The 18,983-nt window shown below is 44.4% G+C and carries 19 protein-coding genes and 1 riboswitch; of the genes, 5 read left to right on the top strand and 14 right to left on the bottom strand.

The genetic code is table 11. The features are described 5' to 3' along the window. Window positions 1–55: 55 nt before the first annotated feature. The 7 genes from QUA24_RS05385 to QUA24_RS05355 form a co-directional block, all read right to left on the bottom strand. A complete protein-coding gene (locus QUA24_RS05385; protein WP_333227831.1) occupies window positions 56–1,270 on the bottom strand; it encodes a leucine-rich repeat domain-containing protein in 1,215 nt (404 codons plus the stop codon). A gap of 54 nt (window positions 1,271–1,324) precedes the next feature. After that, on the bottom strand, window positions 1,325–1,987 hold the full coding sequence (locus QUA24_RS05380; RefSeq protein ID WP_333227829.1) for a leucine-rich repeat domain-containing protein: 663 nt from the start codon (window positions 1,985–1,987) through the stop codon (window positions 1,325–1,327). Between the two features lie 99 nt (window positions 1,988–2,086). Further along, window positions 2,087–4,180, bottom strand: a complete 2,094-nt coding sequence (locus QUA24_RS05375; RefSeq protein WP_333227827.1) for an SPFH domain-containing protein — start codon at window positions 4,178–4,180, stop codon at window positions 2,087–2,089. 400 nt (window positions 4,181–4,580) lie between these two features. Beyond that, window positions 4,581–5,684 (bottom strand): DUF2207 domain-containing protein, encoded by a 1,104-nt coding sequence (locus tag QUA24_RS05370; RefSeq protein WP_333227825.1) that lies wholly within the window; start codon window positions 5,682–5,684, stop codon window positions 4,581–4,583. Between the two features lie 243 nt (window positions 5,685–5,927). Further along, a complete protein-coding gene (gene cbiQ / locus QUA24_RS05365) occupies window positions 5,928–6,728 on the bottom strand; it encodes a cobalt ECF transporter T component CbiQ (RefSeq protein ID WP_333227823.1) in 801 nt (266 codons plus the stop codon). Then, entirely contained in the window at window positions 6,725–7,057 is a 333-nt protein-coding gene (locus QUA24_RS05360) for an energy-coupling factor ABC transporter substrate-binding protein (protein WP_333227820.1), read from the bottom strand. The genes cbiQ and QUA24_RS05360 overlap by 4 nt, the downstream gene beginning before the upstream one ends. Before the next feature lie 6 nt (window positions 7,058–7,063). Further along, window positions 7,064–7,780 carry an energy-coupling factor ABC transporter permease gene (locus tag QUA24_RS05355; RefSeq protein WP_333227984.1) on the bottom strand — a complete coding sequence of 239 codons (717 nt, stop codon included), beginning with the start codon at window positions 7,778–7,780 and terminating at the stop codon, window positions 7,064–7,066. Window positions 7,781–7,841: 61 nt separating this feature from the next. Then, a riboswitch (cobalamin riboswitch) is annotated at window positions 7,842–7,988 on the bottom strand. A 174-nt stretch (window positions 7,989–8,162) separates the two neighbouring features. Here QUA24_RS05355 and QUA24_RS05350 point away from each other — a divergent pair. From QUA24_RS05350 to QUA24_RS05340, 3 genes are read left to right on the top strand one after another with little or no spacing between them, the layout of a single operon-like run. Further along, a complete protein-coding gene (locus QUA24_RS05350) occupies window positions 8,163–8,861 on the top strand; it encodes a Uma2 family endonuclease (RefSeq protein ID WP_333227819.1) in 699 nt (232 codons plus the stop codon). 20 nt (window positions 8,862–8,881) lie between these two features. Next, a complete protein-coding gene (locus QUA24_RS05345) occupies window positions 8,882–9,100 on the top strand; it encodes a hypothetical protein (RefSeq protein WP_333227817.1) in 219 nt (72 codons plus the stop codon). Between the two features lie 9 nt (window positions 9,101–9,109). Next, window positions 9,110–10,684, top strand: a complete 1,575-nt coding sequence (locus tag QUA24_RS05340) for an FAD-dependent oxidoreductase (RefSeq protein ID WP_333227815.1) — start codon at window positions 9,110–9,112, stop codon at window positions 10,682–10,684. A gap of 411 nt (window positions 10,685–11,095) precedes the next feature. Here the strand turns inward: QUA24_RS05340 and QUA24_RS05335 are convergent, their stop codons facing one another. From QUA24_RS05335 to QUA24_RS05325, 3 genes are read right to left on the bottom strand one after another with little or no spacing between them, the layout of a single operon-like run. Then, window positions 11,096–11,428: a DUF2834 domain-containing protein gene (locus tag QUA24_RS05335; protein WP_333227813.1), complete on the bottom strand. Its 333-nt coding sequence runs from the start codon at window positions 11,426–11,428 to the stop codon at window positions 11,096–11,098. Window positions 11,429–11,485: 57 nt separating this feature from the next. Next, window positions 11,486–13,618, bottom strand: a complete 2,133-nt coding sequence (locus QUA24_RS05330) for a pentapeptide repeat-containing protein (RefSeq protein WP_333227811.1) — start codon at window positions 13,616–13,618, stop codon at window positions 11,486–11,488. A 15-nt stretch (window positions 13,619–13,633) separates the two neighbouring features. Beyond that, complete coding sequence (locus QUA24_RS05325; protein ID WP_333212814.1) at window positions 13,634–13,960, bottom strand: hypothetical protein; 327 nt, start codon at window positions 13,958–13,960, stop codon at window positions 13,634–13,636. A gap of 97 nt (window positions 13,961–14,057) precedes the next feature. Here QUA24_RS05325 and QUA24_RS05320 point away from each other — a divergent pair, with 97 nt between their 5' ends. Continuing rightward, window positions 14,058–14,507: a hypothetical protein gene (locus QUA24_RS05320; RefSeq protein ID WP_333227809.1), complete on the top strand. Its 450-nt coding sequence runs from the start codon at window positions 14,058–14,060 to the stop codon at window positions 14,505–14,507. Window positions 14,508–14,609: 102 nt separating this feature from the next. Here QUA24_RS05320 and QUA24_RS05315 read toward each other — a convergent pair whose 3' ends face one another. The 4 genes from QUA24_RS05315 to folK all read right to left on the bottom strand — a co-directional run bounded on the left by QUA24_RS05315 (window position 14,610) and on the right by folK (window position 18,167). Continuing rightward, a complete protein-coding gene (locus QUA24_RS05315) occupies window positions 14,610–15,257 on the bottom strand; it encodes a Uma2 family endonuclease (protein ID WP_333227806.1) in 648 nt (215 codons plus the stop codon). A 114-nt stretch (window positions 15,258–15,371) separates the two neighbouring features. Continuing rightward, window positions 15,372–16,823 (bottom strand): FAD-binding domain-containing protein, encoded by a 1,452-nt coding sequence (locus QUA24_RS05310; RefSeq protein WP_333227982.1) that lies wholly within the window; start codon window positions 16,821–16,823, stop codon window positions 15,372–15,374. Window positions 16,824–16,965: 142 nt separating this feature from the next. Continuing rightward, window positions 16,966–17,514: an NUDIX hydrolase gene (locus QUA24_RS05305; protein ID WP_333136399.1), complete on the bottom strand. Its 549-nt coding sequence runs from the start codon at window positions 17,512–17,514 to the stop codon at window positions 16,966–16,968. 164 nt (window positions 17,515–17,678) lie between these two features. Then, on the bottom strand, window positions 17,679–18,167 hold the full coding sequence (folK, locus tag QUA24_RS05300; protein WP_333227805.1) for a 2-amino-4-hydroxy-6-hydroxymethyldihydropteridine diphosphokinase: 489 nt from the start codon (window positions 18,165–18,167) through the stop codon (window positions 17,679–17,681). 245 nt (window positions 18,168–18,412) lie between these two features. Between folK and QUA24_RS05295 the strand changes: the two genes are divergently transcribed. Further along, window positions 18,413–18,880, top strand: a complete 468-nt coding sequence (locus QUA24_RS05295) for a hypothetical protein (protein WP_333227803.1) — start codon at window positions 18,413–18,415, stop codon at window positions 18,878–18,880. The last annotated feature ends 103 nt before the right edge of the window (window positions 18,881–18,983 follow it).

The following is an 18,983-nucleotide window of genomic DNA, read 5'->3' as shown; positions in this document are numbered from 1 at the left end:
CTATAAATCTCATAATTTGGTGGCTCTAATTTTCAGAAATGTCAAGTTTGCGGATTTAAGGATAACCTAATGGTTCCCAAATACAGATAGACCCTTCCTGAAGAGGACAAGTTTTGGAAGACATCGGATTTCCGCTGAGGTAGACATAACGAAGTTCAGTCAAAGATTGCAGGGGTTTGATATCGGTGAGTTGATTTTTTTCTAGGTTGAGTGACATTAGGTCAGTCAAAGACTGTAAGGGTTTAACATCGCTAATTTTATTGTTACTCATGTACAGATTAATTAGCTGGCTCAAGGATTGTAATGGTTGGATATCGCTGATTTGATTGTTGTCCAGGTTAAGGGTGAATACCTTGGTCAAGGATTGCAATGGTTTAATATCGCTGATTTGATTGTTGTTGAGGTAAATCTCTTTGAGGTTAGTCAAGGATTGTAATGGTTTAATATCACTGATTTGATTGGTGTCTAGGTAAATCACTGTCAAGTTGGTTAAGGATTGCAATGATTGGATATCGCTGATTTTATTGCTACTGAGGGTAAGATTAGTCAGTTGGCTAAAGGGTTCCACTGGTTTGATATCACTGATTTGATTATTTCTGAGGGTGAGATTAGTTAGCTTAATCAAGGATTGCAATGATTGGATGTCGTTGATTTTATTGTCACTGAGGACGAGATTAGTCAGGTTAGTCAAAGAGTACAATGATTTTATGTCGTTGATTTGATTGTTGCTTAGGTCGAGCTTAGTCAGTTTTGTCAAAGATTGTAAGGGTTTGATGTCGCTGATTTTATTGGTATCTAGGCTAAGTTGAGTCAGGTTAGCAAAAGATTGTAAGGGTTGAATGTCGCTGAGAAGATTGTTTTGGAGATCTAGCCGAACCATTCTAGTCAAGGATTGCAATGGTCTGATATCGGTAATCTGATTGTCGCTAAGGTCGAGCCAAGTCAGTCTAGTCAATGATTGTAATGGTTTGACATCGGTGATTTGATTGCTACTGAGGACGAGATACGCGAAACTCGAAAGTTTCTGATTAGCTGCGTCACATTCAACAGTCCCTGCTTTTTCCAAAAGTGCTTCAACAGTCTGTCTAGTTTCTGGATTCAAAGAAGCATACTCGCGACACCAATCAGTAAATGTTTTGTTTGCGGGTTGGCTTTCGGCTGCTAAAACTGAAACTCCATTTCCAGATAATGCTACAGCGATGAGTGCACTACAAATAATTGCGATAGACTTTGGTAAATTCATGTGTTTGTGTCCAACTATAAATGTCATAATCTTGTGCCTGTCATTTTCAGAGTAGTAAAGTTTGAGCATTTAATTTATGAGTTACCAACTACAGATCGACTCTGGCATGGTCATCGGGCAAATTTGGGGAGTAATTAGGTTTCCACTCAGGGATAGATAACTCAGGTTAGTCAAAGGTTGTAAGGGTTTAATGTTGCTGATTTGATTGTTGTCAAGACTGAGATAATCCAGTTCACGCAAAGATTGCAATGGTTTGATGTCGCTGATTTTATTGTCGCTGAGTCCGAGAAAACTCAATTGGGTCAAGGATGCTAGCGGTTTGATGTCGCTGATTTGATTGTTATCGAGTTCAAGCAAATATAGTTGAGTCAATGATTCTAGCGGTTTAATATCGCTTATTTCATTTCTGCTGAGGTGTAGTTCAGTCAGTTGAATCAAAGATTGCAATGGTTTGATATCACTGATTTCATTGTTGTCGAGGTAGAGTTCCGTGAGACTCGAAAGTTTCCGATCGGCTGCATCGCACTCAGTAGTCTTAGATTTCCGCAACAACACTTCAACAGTATGTTTAGCTTCAGGGTTCAGAGAAGCTTTTTCGCGACACCAATCACCAAATGTTTTGTTTGCGCTTTGCGTTTCTGCTGCTAAAACCGACAGTCCATTTCCACATAATCCTAGACCGATCGCACTAAAAGCAACTACCACCATCAACCTTGACAAATTCACGTATTTCTGTATAACCATAAACGTCATAATTTTGCGCCTTTAATTCTCTGAATAGTAAAATCTTAGACAAAAAGCTTTCAGAGAGGACGGTTGTCCTCTCTACAAATTGCACTCAGATCAAATACCTAACAATTCACCAAATGCCGAATCAATATCAGTTTCATCAATAGCCTCATACTGAGGAAATGGTGAATGATTAGGAGACTCCGGCGACTCCAGCGAATGCACATTTACTACTGGTGATTCGGCCACAGGTTCCACAACAACAGACTTAGATTTCTTGACATTAATTACAGGTGATTGTGTTCCATTTCCTCCATTTTTACTGTTTTCATTCCGCAGCAACATTGCCATCAAACTGTCCAACAAACCCCCACTACCGCCATTACCATTGACTGTGACATCGGGAACAACGCGAACGCTACCATCCGAAACCGCTTGCATCAATTGCAGCAGCGTGTAACTTTGCGTACCCAAAGCGTTGACACCAACTTGATAAGCATCCGCTTTTGCTTGTCCCATCAGCCGAATTCCTTCTGCTTCACCGCTTGCGTGTTCGATCGCAGCAGTTGCACTCAGTTGGGCAATTTTCACCCCTTGTTCTGCCGCCACCACCTGATTTTGAATGTTGGCGATCGCAGTTGCGCGCACCAATTCTTGACGCTGCGACTCTGAAATGCGCTGTACGTCGTAAGTTTTTTCTTGTTCCTGAGCAATTTTGCGATCGGTCAATGTTTGCATCAACTCTGGTGGTGGCGAAATCAAACCGATCAGCGTGTCCACAGCTTGCACGTCGTAGGCCCGCAGGGCTTGACGAACGTGTTCTGCCGCCTCTGCTTGGCGCTGGCTGCGCGCGATCAGGAAATCGAGTATCGTATATTCTTGAGAGGAATTGCGGAAATAATTGCCCACAATTGGACGCAGCACTTGGTCGATCAGATTCTGCATCGAACCTTGCCGCGAAATCACTCTCGGTGCATCCAAGGTACCGACATGAATGATTTGAAAAACTTCTAACTCAAACGTAAATCCGTCAAAAGAAAGCAATTTCAGAGCACTTAATTTGGAGTCGTAGCCGTGTTCTCCACTGAACCGCGATGTGAAGTTTAAAACTACATCCGTAGTGGGAACAAGTTCTACTTTCATCACTTTTGTATTGATCGGATGTTTGCCGGGATAAAGCGGTTCGACCCACACGCCTTTATCGCCTTTATTGACAAGATTGCCGTGGGTAAAAGCCGCGCCGCTTACGTCTTGGTGCGATTTTCCCACATAGGAAATTACTACGCCTACATAGCCTATCGGCACTTCGGTCATTTTTACCTGTTCAACTTGCACAAACCAAGGATTCAGGTTCCAAGAACCCGATAAAATCACCTGTTCTTGTAAGCCCCTGCGCCCGCCACCTTTGATGAAAGATTGCGCTTTTTGGAAATTGTCGTGACCGGGAATTATCGGCCCGGCAATTTCACCTTCATCAATCGGAATCCCGTCTAGCACGTTCGCAATTCCCACGCGATCGGGAGCGAGTTTATATAGTTGAAGTTCCGCAGGTTCCATACCCTTTGCAGCGGCATTAGCTGAAGTAATCACCTCAAATACAGCCGTATTGATCCGATAAGTACCAGTGGTGATGATGGCTAGTTGCCGTCCTTTTTCTCCACCGTCGGTGAGGAATTTGCGGGCATTTTGAAAATTGTCGCAATCGACGACTTTGCCTAAAATGCGATCGGAAGGAATGGTAGCTCCGTCATTAGCAATAATTAAACCAATTTCATCTTGAGGAACGACAACAACTGGTTCTTTGCGAATGCTATATTGCCAGGGAAAATAACCAAAATGCCAGCCGGGAGGAAGGGTATCTGCTTGCAAACCTCCTTCGCCATCGAGAGCAATTAATCTATTGGAGGGCAAATTTTTGCCGGAGAATTTCTTAGTAACAATTCCCACTTCTCGTTCGCCGATCGCAATTAATCCCAAAGTCCAGCCAATCTTGGGTATAAAGATGAAAACTAGGAACATTGCTCCTACCGGATAGATCCAAATTGGAATGCTAAATCCTTCTGCTTGGGCTGGTTGAACTTCCTGGACTTGCGGTGGCGGATTGCTTTGAGCCCAAGTTGGCGGGGCAAAAGCGCCTGCTGCTGCGATCGCGGTTGCGAAAGATACCGCTAATGGTAAAAGCTTGCGAACAAAACCTAATTTAGTCATAGTTTTTAACCTGTTTTAAGCTCAAATGTACTGAAAAGTTGTTAACTACAATTACTATTCAATAGATTTCTTTGAACGTCAATTCATTTAATTCATTAATTATGTTCATAAAAGTCATATTTGGAATATGATTGGGCAGGAAGTGCGATTGGTTCATCTCAAAATGAGTGACTAAAATTTCCATCCAATATTTACAAGCGAGCGTACAATCTGTAAGAAAGTGCGATCGCCCTTATTCAAATCCTGCCCGCTAAACTAACGAGAATACGAAAATTATCAACAATAGTCCTGGACGCGCGGGTAGTCAGAAACCGGGTTTTTGGCGAGAATACTTGGTTACAACCTGCAGATTCAGTAAAAACCCGGTTTCTTTGCTTGTGATGCGTAAGTCTCGTTCATATTAACCGCCACCACCACCGCCGCCACCGCCGCCACCACCACCGCCACCACCGCCACCGCCACCACCGCCACCGCCACCACCGCCACCATTATTGCTAATGATAATGATTGGAATTACTTCTTCGTACTCGTTATGGTAAGAGCAGTTTCCACAGTTGCAGGTAACTCGCTGCTTTCCTGAAGTGCGAGTAGTTGCACGAATCAAAACTTGATAAGTCCGTTTGAGATTAAGCGTTTTACACTGAGGGCAGCGTCGATTATTGATTGCTTTCTTGATTTCTTGGTAAATAATGACGCTGACAATCCACACAAACAGAAGAATCATCAACGGAAAAAACCCTAAGGCTACAAACAATACCAAACCAAATAGCAAAAAACCGATTACACCCATTATGTTGTTTATGAAAGACCCTTCTCCTCCTTGGTTTCGAGTTTGTTGCCAGCCAGGTTGAGGTATATTCAGAATCGCCTGGGGAAATGCAATCTGCACTTCTAATTCTTGTTCGGGTGGAATAGGCTGACTCGCCACAAATTCAAATGTTTTCGGATTTACTTGACGAGGAACTGCTACTGCACCAAAATTCGTAAACGATACAACTTTCCCTGACAAAGCTTCTGGTAATTTCACCGTAACTTTTCCGCTATTAATCGGAGCTTTACGACCCGCTGCAATAGCTTTCCAATAAACTAGAGTATTCTCACCTTCTAACTGCAATCCACCTAGCACTCTATATTTGATGACAAAAGTATGTGATTCGGGCGCTTTTAATTTATGTTGCCAACGAATCCAAAGTTGATTATTTTCAGTTCCAGTGCTACTAGGAATTATTTGATTATTTTCGGTAACGGTCACATCTTTAATTTCATCGACTTTATCTAAAGGAATATAGCGATATCGTTCATTGGTGTAATCTGCTGTGAACAAATATTTTTGCGTTTCGGTAACTAACATATCTCCGTTGGTCTGAACGTCGATAATGACGTTAATATTATCCCAGTAGAATGGTAGTTGTTGGGCCGCTGCATGAGTCACTGTTACCAGTAATAGGCTTAATGAAGCCATTAATAAAAAAACTATTTTTTTGATGAGTCGTTTATTTATCATAGGATTTCCACAAGATAAGTGTTGACTACAATAATTCAACAGATTTCTTTTGAAGTCAATTCATTAAATTCATTAATTATGTTCATAAAATTCATATATTAAGTCCGGCGGCAGGGAATTTGACTGGTTCCTAAGCTCTGCCTGGGAACCAATTTCCAGAGGCTCTACCTCGTGTGGCGAAAGGGAAATTGGAGGTAGAGCCTCCGGTTCTGCGTTCCCAGGCAGAGCCTGGGAACGAGTAATTTAATGTTGAAATAGCACGTTTAACAAAGTTAAAACTGTGCAACCAAACAAAGCTTCAAATGTATATCTTCGCGAAGGTTTGTAAGGGTAAGAATTCCAAACACGCAGTTCTCCATTAAAGCCGCGCGACGCTAAACTCAAAGATACTTGACGGTAGTTTTCCAAAGTTCGCTGAAGCAATTGCCCGATTAAAATGCTTAAACTGTTCATTCCCCGTTTCCAAGTGCGGTAGCCACAGCGCGAGTTTTGGGCTATCCAAAGTTCATCGGCGATCGCCAATAAGCTAAAAATAAACCGATACATTAGTAATAGCAGTTCTGTGACTAACTCTGGACAGCGTAGTTGTCTAAGAATCTGCAAGATTTCGGTAAAGGGAACCGTCAAGAGGATGAAATACATACAACTTGTGGATGCGAAGGCGCGGGCAAATAGCAAGCTCACTTGGTATATTCCAGTGCGGCTCACATACAGATAAAAAGTGCCGACACTAATCCCCCAACCTTGGCAAATATCCCACCCAATTGCAGGGATACGATCGCCCGCAACCGCACCCAGCGCCAAAGCAGGCAAACTTGTCAGCAAAAACATCAACGGTAGCGACAGCAACCGCAAATACAGTTTCCCCGGAATACCCGCATAGATGACGATCCAGACGGCTAACCAAAGGGCGATCGACAATTGGACGATAGCCCCAGAAACTAGAGACAGAATTAAAAGGGCGAGCGCAAAGGATAACTTGTGAGATGGCGGCAACCCCCGCAAGCGATTTGTATAAGCGAGACTATCAATCTGATGGTTCATTCCGACGATTTATGATCAGACTGCTGCCGAGATTGCGATCGGCCTTTATACAACCCAATGACGTACCCAACTACGCCAGCCCCGATCGCCGCTTGAGACGCAAACAATAGACTGGAAATTTCGCTGCTAGCCGGCTCAAACAAATGATTAAACCAAGGTTTATAACCCGGTTGAATTTCAGTAATTGCTTTCTTAGCTTGGTCATCGGCACCGCCATATTCACCCCGCACAAAAACGAGAGGAAACGCTGCCAGAACAATCACAGCGCCAGCCAACAGCCAATTTTGCCGCGAAGTAGATTGGTGATTTTTTGTAGTTTTTTGACTCACGGCGCCTCACTCCTGTCTTAATAATTTCAAAGTTTCTAACTCCGGCTTCCCGTAAGAATGCAGCCAGTTCCAGACCAATAGAGTCAGCAATCCCTCACTGATAGCCAGAGGTACTTGAGTAATAGCAAAGATGCCAGCAAACTTGAGAAACGAAGCTATAAAACCGCCACTAGCTGCTGGGAAAGCTAATGCTAATTGAATCGAAGTCGTCACATAAGTCAGTAAATCTGCCAAAGCCGCAGCACAAAAAATTGCTGCCCGCTGGCTACCAGTTCGCAACAGCAATTGATAGATAAAATACGCAGCGAAAGGGCCGACAATCGCCATCGAAAACATATTCGCTCCCAGCGTTGTCAAGCCACCATGCGCTAACAGTAACGTTTGAAAAAGCAGAACTAAAGCCCCCAGTACCGCCATCACCGAAGGGCCGAACAAAATTGCACCCAAACCGGTACCCGTTGGGTGAGAACAACTGCCCGTTACCGAGGGAATTTTTAAAGCAGAAAGCACAAAAGTAAACGCACCCGCCAAAGCCAACAATAGTTTAAGTTCGGGGTGTTCTTTTGTAATACGAGTAATCGATCGCAAACCTACTGCAAAAAAAGGTAACGCCACCATCCACCAAAATGCAGCCCATTGCACCGGCAAAAAACCTTCCAAAATGTGCATAGCTGCGGCGGGCGTTGCTGAACCCAAGACAATATAACAACTCAAGCCAGCCATCAATCCCAAGCTGACCAATTTCCGATTTCTGGCCTTCACGCTGAACCTCGCAGATGAGACTATGTAAATTAACACATCGGCGGGCATCCTGGCTCAGAAAGCGACAAGACTCTCATTACAGTTGCGGGACAGCGCCGGACTTGCACCGAACTTTCCCCGTTTCCTCTAACGGCTGCTCCCCATTAGAACCGACTGGTTAGACATAGTTTAGTCGATCGCGTAAATCTCAGCAAATCTTTTACAAAAATTTATTCAGATTAACTAAATCAAAATTACCTATCATCTTCTCTTCTTTTCCTTCGCGTCTTCGCGGTTCGTTCAATAAATACTATCGCCAAACAAATCAACGCTATAATCTTATTGAGTTTTGAGGAAAGCCGCAATGTTAAAGTACAACTTGCCGAGGAACTTGCCCTCCGCCGATGAACTACCAGACTCTGATGAAACGCCTGTGGATAACGAACTGCAAGAACTAATACCAGGCTTGTTAAAAGCAATATTGCTCATACTTTGGGCAGAACGCATGGACTGGTTTTTTGGCATAGATATGGGTATTTATCATCACCCTGACGAACCGCCCATTGTCCCAGATGCTTTCTTAAGTTTAGGAGTAGAACGATTTTACGACGAAGAATTGCGCCCCAGTTACGTGCTGTGGGATGAAAATGTTTTGCCTACTTTTGTGCTAGAAGTTGTTTCCCCAACTTATCGCAAGGAATACAGCACAAAATTGGAGACTTATCAAGATTTAGGCGTACTTTATTACGTCATTTATTCTTCCCGCCGCCGTCGTAAACCTCATTTGGAAGTACACAAATTAGTCAATGGGAAGTACGAGTTACAGCCAGGAAATCCAGTTTGGATGCCTGAAATTGGTTTAGGGATTGGTTGTGAAAGGGGAAATTATTCTGGGGTGACAAGAGAGTGGTTGTATTGGTATGATGCCGATGGAAAACGTTATCTGAGTCCTGAAGAACAGGTGAAAGAATCCACGCAGCGCGCCCAACAGGAAGCCCAGCGCGCCGATCGACTAGCTCAGCGATTGCGGGAGTTGGGGATAGATCCTGATAATCTGGGCTGATGGCAATCAAGAGTACCAGAATGACCGACTCTAGACGCTCAGAAACCTGGTTTTTCAACAGAGTTCGATCGTCCTCAACAGAGGATTTTCTGGAAAAAACCCGGTTGCTGCCTCCAGAAATGTGTGAATATTTATCGCAAAAATCAGGAAAGATCGAGCTAGATTTGGGAAAAACAGAAAGTTGGACGGCAAACATTGAGATCCAGCTCGAAAACATGAAAATCAACAGAGGTTCTTAAATAATGGTCATGAATCTGCGTTCTTACGATATCATCTGTTTTGGTGATGAAGTTCCAGGAGTTCTAGCTGTTATCTCTGCCTCCAGAGAATATCTTCGCCGAACAAAGCGTTCTCCGCGAATTCTACTGATGTCGAAAGCAAGCTTGCAAGAAGGAATTGGCGGGCATTTGGTAAGAGGCGGTCTTGCTTATTTAGATAGAAGTCAGATTAGTGAAGAACTTCAACAATCTTTAAAGTTAGATACCTTTGGTTCACCGGCGACAATCTATAAAGAATTTTTACAAAAATCCGGCGTTAAGGCAATTGCACTTGACCCCCGCAAAGCCAGTGCAGCGCTGAAAGAAATGCTGGTAAAAGCTGGGGCAGATCTCCTCAGCAAAGTAGAAATTAAATCAGTCAGTAAAGAAGGTCAAAAAATTGCCAGTATAACCACCTCTCAAGGCGTAGTTTATGCCGGCAAGCAATTTATTGATGCCACTGTCAATGCCGAATTAGCTCAAGCTGCCGGTGTGAGAAAGCTGAAGGGATTTGAAACATTTGGTCTGCCTAATTCAGAACTTCCAGTCACCCTCGTTTTTGAAACCCAAGGACTCAGTGCAAGAGCACTGAAAGAATTCGATTACATTTATCTAAAACGCTTTACCAACCGGGCTGATGCAGAGAGTCAAAAATTTTTGCTGTACGCTGCCGACAAAGATGCCCAACTAGCAGAAGAACTCCGGCGGGAAATGACCGACACTAAAGGCAATCTCAAAACTCTGTGGGCGGGTAACGATTACATCGATGTTCGATCGCCAGCTCTATCTGTAGCTTACCACTCCTTTAGAGGAAGAAAACTATCTTTTCCTGAAACCGGCATAATTCTAGATGAGGGAAATATAGCCATACTTCCAAATGATAGACTTTCGTGGAATGCGCTGTTATTTGCAGTCACCGCCAGCGAAGCAGAAGCCTTAGCTAGAAGCGGTAGCAAACCCACGGCTAATATGCAAAAAGAGATGTTATTTATTACAACTTGGCTGAGGAGTTTGGGAGCTACTTCTGTTACTTATTCCTCAGAACTTTATATCAGACACGCTGGCAATGTGACGGGAGTGGTAGAACCTTTAACTGGCACACAAATGCTGTTAGGTGGCGTACCTGCTAATGAAGCCCTGGCAACATTTAGCTATCATTTTGATGTACGGGGAGGCATCCCGGGTATTCGCGATAAAGCAACTCATCTAGGATGGTTTAAAACTCTGAGTTTTAAACAACCTATCTTTAATGTTGGCATCCGCCACGCATTAATTAAAAACGTTCCTAACCTGGCAGTGGTAAGTCCCTGTTCTGGATTTGAAGGATTTGCCTGTTCTGTCGGCAGAATTGTTGAATTCAACGCCGCAGTTGGTCAAGGTGTGGGTATCGCTGCGGTTAATGCCATTCTAAATAACAAAAATCTAGCCGATGTATCTAACCGAGAAGTGAGACAAGTTCTCGCTGAAACAGGTCAGTTACCTAAAATTTTTGGAACTCCAAATAATGGTGAGGCAATGCTATTGGCGCAATTCGAGACTCTTGCCAGTTCGGATGCTATTGCGTAATATAAATTCCGGTTGCAGTCCTCATGATTGTTGACTGTTGACTGTTGGCTGTTGACTAAAATTATGCTTTCGGGACAACGGACTGTTTGGAAATTGGAACAAATACCGATGCAACCGGGAACTATTTAATAGCAACTTCAATAAACTATTCAGTAGTAGGTTGGGCAAGTGGAACGAAACTAAACCCAAATTTTTTTAGCAAGAAATGAGTGAAATTGCTATTAATATTATGTCCCTTCGATCGACAACAATCACGTTGGTTTGTAGTGAGGAATTTAATCCGAATAAAATTCTGAGCACTTCCGTCGTCACTACAAACCTATAACGGTGATTTTACCGGAAATTATATCATACCTCGATCGCCTGCACCGAATTATTGTGCTGCGCGGCACTAACCGGTGAAACAACTTTTCAAATTGAGACTTCGCTTGATTTTTCCAGCTTGGTTTCCCGCACAAACAAGAAAAGCGGGAAAGCACAGTAAAACGAAACAAGCACACCCAGAAGTAGGTACAGCCCTACAAAACTTATATCCAATCGTTTTGACTCAGCGTACATCCAAGTGCTTCCTGCTACAGTTGCGATAAACAAATCTAAACTTACCGATTTCGCAGCCAGATTAGCGGAACTCTCCTTTACAAAGTCCAGCAAGTCAACATTGCTAAAAAACTGCAAGTTATAGTACCAAGGTAGCACCAGCCCCAAAATTGCTAAGATGAGATAAATGATTCGCTTAACGCTCATAATTACCCTACCTGTTCTTTGAGCGACTGTATTACCCTACTCGCTAACAACCAATCCTTACTTCTTCTGCGGGCACTTCGGATGAATCCCCCCCTGCAAACAAATGTAAGCAATTTGACTTTTATCTAAATTTTTCGCCTCCGCAAAATCAACTCCTAGGAATCGACCGGATTTACTACCAGTCGGACTTTGAATAAATTGATCGGAAGTTGCCTTCCCCAGAAACACAGCGCCTTTAAAATCTGCTCTAGCTAAATTCGCGCCCCTAAAATCAACCGAACTCACCTCCGCATTCCGAAAATTCGCATCTTGCAACTGAGCATCTTTTAAATTCACATTGGCGAGTTTAGTCGAAGTCAAATCAGCCTTTTGTAAGTTGGCGCCGCTCAAATCAGCACCGGACAAATCAGCACCTTGCCATTCCGATTTAGACAAATTTGTCAAGGACAACTGGGCACCTTGAGCCTTCACTTTTGCCAAACGCGCGCCTGACAAATCCGCTCGCGACAAATTCGCGCTTCCTATATCTGCCCCGGTAAAACTTGCATTTTTTAACAGTGCTTCCTGTAAATTTGCTCCAATTAAAATAGCACTGCTGAAATTAGCTGAATTCAAATTCCCGCTTGACAAATTAGCTTTGTTCATGACAGCACGCACAAAAGTAGTGCGGTTCATTACAGCACTGTTCAAAGACGCCCCGACCAAATTTACTCCTTCCAGATTAGCGCCACTCAAGTCAGAAATCCAATCATCAAATGTACCCGGACGCCTGTCTTCGCCGGTGCCGTAAAAGCGAGCTCCTTGCAAACTGGCATTCGTTAAATTGGCATTTCTCAACTTAATTCCCGACAAGTCAACTTTGTTTAAAACTAAAGTAAACTGAGACGGGCCGGCAGGACTTTGAGCTAAATCCGTGCGGCTGAGATCCGCGCCGTTGAGCTGGCTGCTATACACTGTGAGAATTTTGCCGATCGCCCTTTGTACTGTTCGCTGGCGGGCGGCCGCTAACTCGCGTTCCGGGGCCTTGCCGCCAAAGCGCAGGGAATCGAGGTCGTTGCTGAGGGCCTGATTCAACCGCTGCAACTCAGGCAAAGCTTTCGGCCCGCTACTGACTAAAGCCTGCTGGATCGCGTCCAACATGGCGCGGTTGTCTTCTTGAGCTAGCAAATCCGCTAGCAGGGGTACGGCGCGGGAGTCTTCCACGGCCCCCAAAGCCAAAATAGCCGATCGCCTGCCCGATGCCCCGCTAGCCGATGTGGGAGACAATTTGCTGACTAAAGCTACAAATAATTCGTCGTTCCGCTGCCGGGAATCCCGCATATTTGCTTGACTTTGAGTGTAGATGAGAGTGCCGACAAACAAAGTTAAAATCAATCCGGCGCTGCCGACGGTAACTATCACTAAAGTTGTGCCTGGGTGTTGGCGCATCCAATTCCACAAACTGGCATTTGTTTTCAGGCCGCTTTGTGGAGTCACCACCAAAGCCGCAATCTGCGCGTCTTCCTCCGTCCAATCTGGACTCTTGACAGGATCGGCAGACAGTTGATTTGATCGAGCATTGACGACCAAAGTATTTGCGAGGCGATCGTGTCCCGCTTGCCGTTTGTAACGCCACGCAACCGCGCCGTCTGCGAGCACTGCCAAGCTGCTCAGCCCCCCTAAAATCAGCAGATCAGGAAACGCACCACTCAAGCGCCAAATGGCGTAAGCGACGCCCAGAGGCACTCCCCAGCGCCCCAAACTTTCGCGAATTAGCACGGGTCCAAAACCCGGAGGAGTACCCGACGCTGTGACAACTTTGACGCCGAACCAGCGTTTGGGGAGAGTTTGACCTGTTCTGGCGAGCAAAAACAGTTGCCACCCCGCTAAAACTGCCGGTGCCAGCAGTGCCCCTGACCAGAATAGATTAGTTAGGGGTGCGACTCTGGGGCTGCGATCGCGCACGGGTATGCCCAAGGTACGGGCGACGGTTTCGGATGCTGCTGCTACAGAGGAATTGAGCGGCACGGTTTCAGTTTCCTTGTTGACCAATGCCCCGATACTGAAGGGAACGAGGGCGCTGGCCGCAATTAACGAAATTTCCACAGCCCAAGCGCCGCACCTGCGAACCAGCAGTGGCATTTGCTTGGATTGTGTTTGCCAAGACGGATCGGGTTGATTGATGCCGCTGGGCGCGGTGGGGTTAGCCATATTTAGAAATTCCTATTATTTGTCGTTAGTATTTGAGGACTGGGGGGAAATTGCCAATTTATACGCTATGTAGATTAGCACTCCGAGAACGGCAAGAGTCATCAGCGCTGAAATTAGCTGTACGATGCTATTGAATACTGTCAGGACAATTATCGCTCCGACGGCAAAGGCTGCCACCTGCCCAGGTTTGGGGAGTCTTTGAAAATTGTCCAGTAATTGATTGTAGAAGGTTCCGACGGCTTGATAGCTGTCTGGATTTTGTGTGATGAGTGGCGATCGTTCTACTTTAGCTTTTAGTTCTCCCAACGCTTGCTGCCAATTGAAATTATTTTGAGGATTCATAAAAAAATTCCGAAGTTATTTTAGATTAATGTGTTTGGAACCGCCATTATCCCCTACCGTCAAAGAACTAGAACCAAATGCCATTGTGTGAGGAAACATGAAGATCCATTATCTGGGCGATCGCGGCAAACTGTGGTTTAGCTTGATCGTGACCCTAGCCTTGGCAATGATTTTAGCGGATGCCGGCGCCCTTCGGAGCCAACCGCTACAAATTGCTCCGGGATTTCCCGAACCGCTGGGAGTTTCTGGAGTTTCCGGCGGCCCGAACAATAGCGGCGACTGCGGTTTTGTCTCTCAAGGGCCGAACCACGTCATTGAAGTAACGCAGGATTTGCCTTACTGGCGGATTGCAGTACAAACCGCTGGAGCTCCAAGTTTGATGATTCAAGGGCCGAGGGGGCGTTTCTGTGTGCTGCCGGCGAATGCTGCTGCGGGGAATGTAGAATTTTCCGGTTATGGGGACAAGGGGACTTATGTTATTTTTGTGGGCGATCGAGCTCAAGGTCAACACCCTTACTCTCTCTCTATTTCCCAAAAGCGAAATTAAAAATACAACGGAATTAGGAGGCGGGCTGTGAGAAAATGGCTTTTGGGCGATCGTAAATAAGCCGGATTTCTAACAGCCAGTGCGTGGAATAGCGATTTCATATCAATTTTGTATTTGGTCTTTAACCCACTTCCGAAACAATCTGAGAGTTTGACTCGTACCCACTGTTTGGCTTTGTTCGCAATATTGAGAAATAGCTTCAATAATTGGCAGATTGGGAAAAATCGGACTAATTTCTGCTTCAACATATTTCCCATCTTGAAGCACATTAATCTGAAGCTTGTTATTTTCATAGCGCCAGATTTCAGGTACTCCCAAAGCTTCGTAAGCATCGAGTTGAGTTTTGGAAGTTAGATCGACTTCAATTACTAAGTCAGGTGGCGGATCTACAGTTAAGTCTATCCGCTTTTTACCAATCATTAGAGCATAATTCTGAATGTAAAAGCAGTTGTCAGGTTCAATTCCTTGTAACATACTTTTTCGCTTAAAAGTCGTCGAACCAAAACATTCTCGATCAATTTCAAGTTCTTCGAGTAATATTTTTACCATATCGCCAATGATTTCCTTATTGAATTCATGTTCTGGTAGTGGCATCCTAATCTCCAAAGTTCCTTGACTGTAAGCTATTCTAGAGCTACGGTGTTCTCCCAACTCTTCTAAAATTGCTTCAAATTCCTGCCAGTTGACATCATTGAACAGCACTCTATGTCCTGGGGGTACACTGATTTGCCTTAATTGCAGCGTTACCATTTCAACCTCCGATTTCTTTAAGTTTATTATAACTGATACCATCTTTTAAGTTGAGGGGTTTACAGCGCTATCTCAACTTAATTTACTGTTAAATATAGCCAAAAATCGAGCTGTCTAATCTGCGTTTTTTTGCTGTGTGTACAGTTCCTTAAACTTGCGCTGCTGCTCGTTGTGATCTACGATAGGAGAGGGATAATGAAGAAGTCTGCGTTCTAAAGACGAAATATTTCCTGTTAGCAAAAATTTAGTATCAACACGGCGCAATTCTGGAACCCAGTGCCGAATATATTCCCCCTCCGGGTCGAATTTCTGAGCTTGACTCGCGGGATTAAATATTCGCAAAGGTTTCGGATCCATACCGCTCGATGCGCTCCACTGCCAGCCGCCGTTGTTAGCAGAAAGGTCGCCATCTATCAATTTTTGCATGAAGTATTTTTCACCCCACTGCCAGTTAATAATTAAATCTTTGGTGAGGAAACTGGCGACTATCATGCGGCAGCGATTGTGCATCCAACCTGTCTGATTTAACTGCCGCATTGCTGCATCGATAATAGGATAGCCTGTTTTGCCTTTACACCAAGCTTGAAAGAGCTTTTCATCGTTCTCCCACGGAAAGTCTTTGAATGCTTGACGATAGGGGCCGTCTGCTAATTCTGGGAAGTTATACATGGCGTGTTGGTAAAATTCCCGCCACGCTATTTCCTGTTGCCAAGTACGGATGCTTGTAGACGCTTCTTCGCTGCGGCAAGTGTCCATTACTATCTGGGTAGCTTGCCAAACAGTGCGGATGCCAATTGCACCAAATTTGAGGGCTGCGCTGAGTTGGGATGTGCCGTTAATGGCGGGGAAATTGCGCTGTCCTTGATATTGGTAAATTGCCCGATCGCAAAATTCTTCTAATTTTTGTTGCGCTGCATCTTCTCCAGGTTCTATTACTAATGGATTTTCCCAAATAAATCCCAAACTCAACGCTGTTGGTACTGTTTCCATTGCACCTGCTTGGTTGGCGATTGCTTGTTCTTCGGCGGTTAAGCCGGTCATTAATTCCAGATAAGTTATCGGCAGTGTCTCTACTGGTTGGGCTTTAGGTTTACTGTTCCATTTTTTCCAAAATGGTGTATAAACTGTGTAGGGAGTCCCTGTACCGCTGCGAATTTCATCTGGTGCGTGCAGCAGTTGATCCCAGAAATTTTGAACTTGAATTCCTGCTGGTTGGAGGGCGTTTGATACGGACTGATCGCGCTGTTTTGCGTAGGGTTCTACATCCCAGTTCCAAAATACTGCTTGAGCATTTATAGCTGTTGCTAATCTTGGTATTCCTAGGATCGGATCATCTTGAATTATCAGCAATTGGCTGCCTGCTTCCCTGTAACGCGAGGAGAGTTTTTGCAAGCAGCCGATCATGTAGGTAACTCTAGCTGGCGCTACGTCATCGCGATTTAGGATATTGCGATCGAGACAAAAAATTCCGACAACTTTCGGGCTTTGCTGGCGCGCTGCTGCCAGTCCGATGTTGTCAGAAATACGCAAGTCGCGGCGGTGCCAAAATAAAATTAGATTGGATATATCGGACATTCGATTTTAGATTTTAGATTTTAGATTTTACAGTCCTGGACACAAGCGGGTTAAACAACCCGGTTTCTAAGTTAACTTTTATCGGTTTGACGCAGGATTTTTATAAGAAACCGGGTTTGTCTGTCAGTCCTATTTAAGTCAAAAATGGACGGGCCAAGAAAAAGCTAGAAATGGATTTTGCGTCAATTGGTTCCCCAGCTAAAATAGCTTTTTCTAATTCTTCAGGGGTGAATAAAACTGTTTCAATGTCTTCATCATCGTCTTGTGCTGGCGGCTTTTCCAGTTTTTCCAAATCTTGGGCTAAGAAAGCATAAATGATTTCGTCAGAATAACCGGGGGCGAGAAAAAATTGCCCTAAGTTCTGCCATTTTCCAGCGCGATATCCGGTTTCTTCTTCGATTTCGCGTTTGATAGTTTCGGCGGGGCTTTCATTGATTTCTACCGTACCAGCGGGAAATTCTAAAATTCGCCCTTTTGTGGCAAAGCGGTATTGTCGCACCAAGACGAGTTTACCTTCAGGTGTGACGGGAACTGCCAGTGCTCCGCCTGGGTGGCGAATACATTCCCACTCGCCTTCGGAACCGTTGGGAAGACGGAGGGTAGCCACGTCAAAATTAAATTTGCGCCCTTGGTAAAATAGGCGTTGTTTGAGGAGTTGGGGTAGTTCTTGACCGATCGACATAAGCGACAAGCGAATAATGTTTGAGTGCACCGATTTAAGACATCATAGGCGATATCATAGGATTTTAGATTTTAGATGGGGAATGACTGATAATTATCACAGTTGGGAGCTTACCTACGGTTGCATTTTTTTTACTGGTACGATCCGTGAATTTTGCTCCATTTTTACAAGGGAAATTTTTGCACTCCGGAACAGTCTGCAGTTTGCAGGAGTTGGACGATCGCATTTTTCGTCACCGGATGCACCCAACCCGGGGCAATTTCTGCTAAAGGTACTAATACAAAAGCTCTTTCGGTCATCCGGGGATGAGGTAGAGTCAGTGTCGGAGTTTCTAGGACTAAATTGTCGTACAGCAGCAAATCTAGGTCTAGGGTTCTTGGCCCCCATTTTTCTCGGCGAATTCGATTAAATTTTATTTCAATTTCTAATAATTTTGCTAGCAATTGTTCGGGTTCTAAAGCAACTTCTAGGATGGCGCAAGCGTTAATGTAATCGGGTTGCGGCGGGCCAACGGGGGCCGTTTGATACCAGCTTGAATGAGATTTTACTGATATTCCTGGGGTGTTGTTGAGGGTTACGATCGCGCTTTTGAGTGTGGCGAGGGAGTCGCCTAAGTTGCTACCGAGGGCGATCGCACATTTTGTTGATTTCATAAAGAAGAAGGTTGGGCAACGAGCAATGTACGGGATGTAACGGATGGAAGTCGGAAGAAGGAAGAAGGAAGAAGGAAGAGAGTAAAGGAAAAAAGCAAGAATAAAGAAGGATTTAGTTATCTAGCCTACAAGCCCTCTTGTCGGCAAAATCTGATTATACAAAATAGTATTTTAATCAGAACTTAATAAGGTGTTAATTTTTATTGATTATGATTGACAATTGTCAGCATTTAGTTTCAAAGATAATGAATTTGTACCTACGCTTATTGTCGGCCGTCATTCTAGCAATTATCAGCTTAACAGCAAGTATATCAATAGGTTTGGCTGAAACAAAAGAGCGCTACCTTACCCTAGATTCGGACGGCAGTCAATCTTTTGCGAGTTTAGTGCAGCAGGCGGAAGATTTAGCGAAAGAGTCGATCGCCCGCGAGTTTCAAGAAAATCCGGCATTAACAGAAGTTACAATCATCATTACAGCCGATCGCAGCCGACAAAGAGTTCCAGTTTTGCGATCGAGAGTATCCCGCCACGACTGGCAAAAAGATGCGAGAATCGAACAGTGGACTAGATATTTTGCGGATGCTCAATTCCTGCTGGGATTCAGAGAAGGCAATACTTCGCCCGCAAATTCTGGGTCTTCGCAAGTGATGAATGCACCTGCGCCTAGTCGATCGACATCCCGAGAAAATGATCCGGGTTTTCGAGATGATTGAAATCGGGCATCGGGCATCGGGCATCGGTAGCAAACAACAAATAACCAATTATTAACCCAAATATAATTCCACTTTAATTAACCTTCAGGTTAACTTCCCTTAA

Origin of the sequence: Microcoleus sp. Pol12B5 (assembly GCF_036701335.1) — a bacterium.
Lineage (GTDB): Bacteria > Cyanobacteriota > Cyanobacteriia > Cyanobacteriales > Microcoleaceae > Microcoleus.
This window is presented reverse-complemented; position numbering and strand designations above follow the sequence as displayed.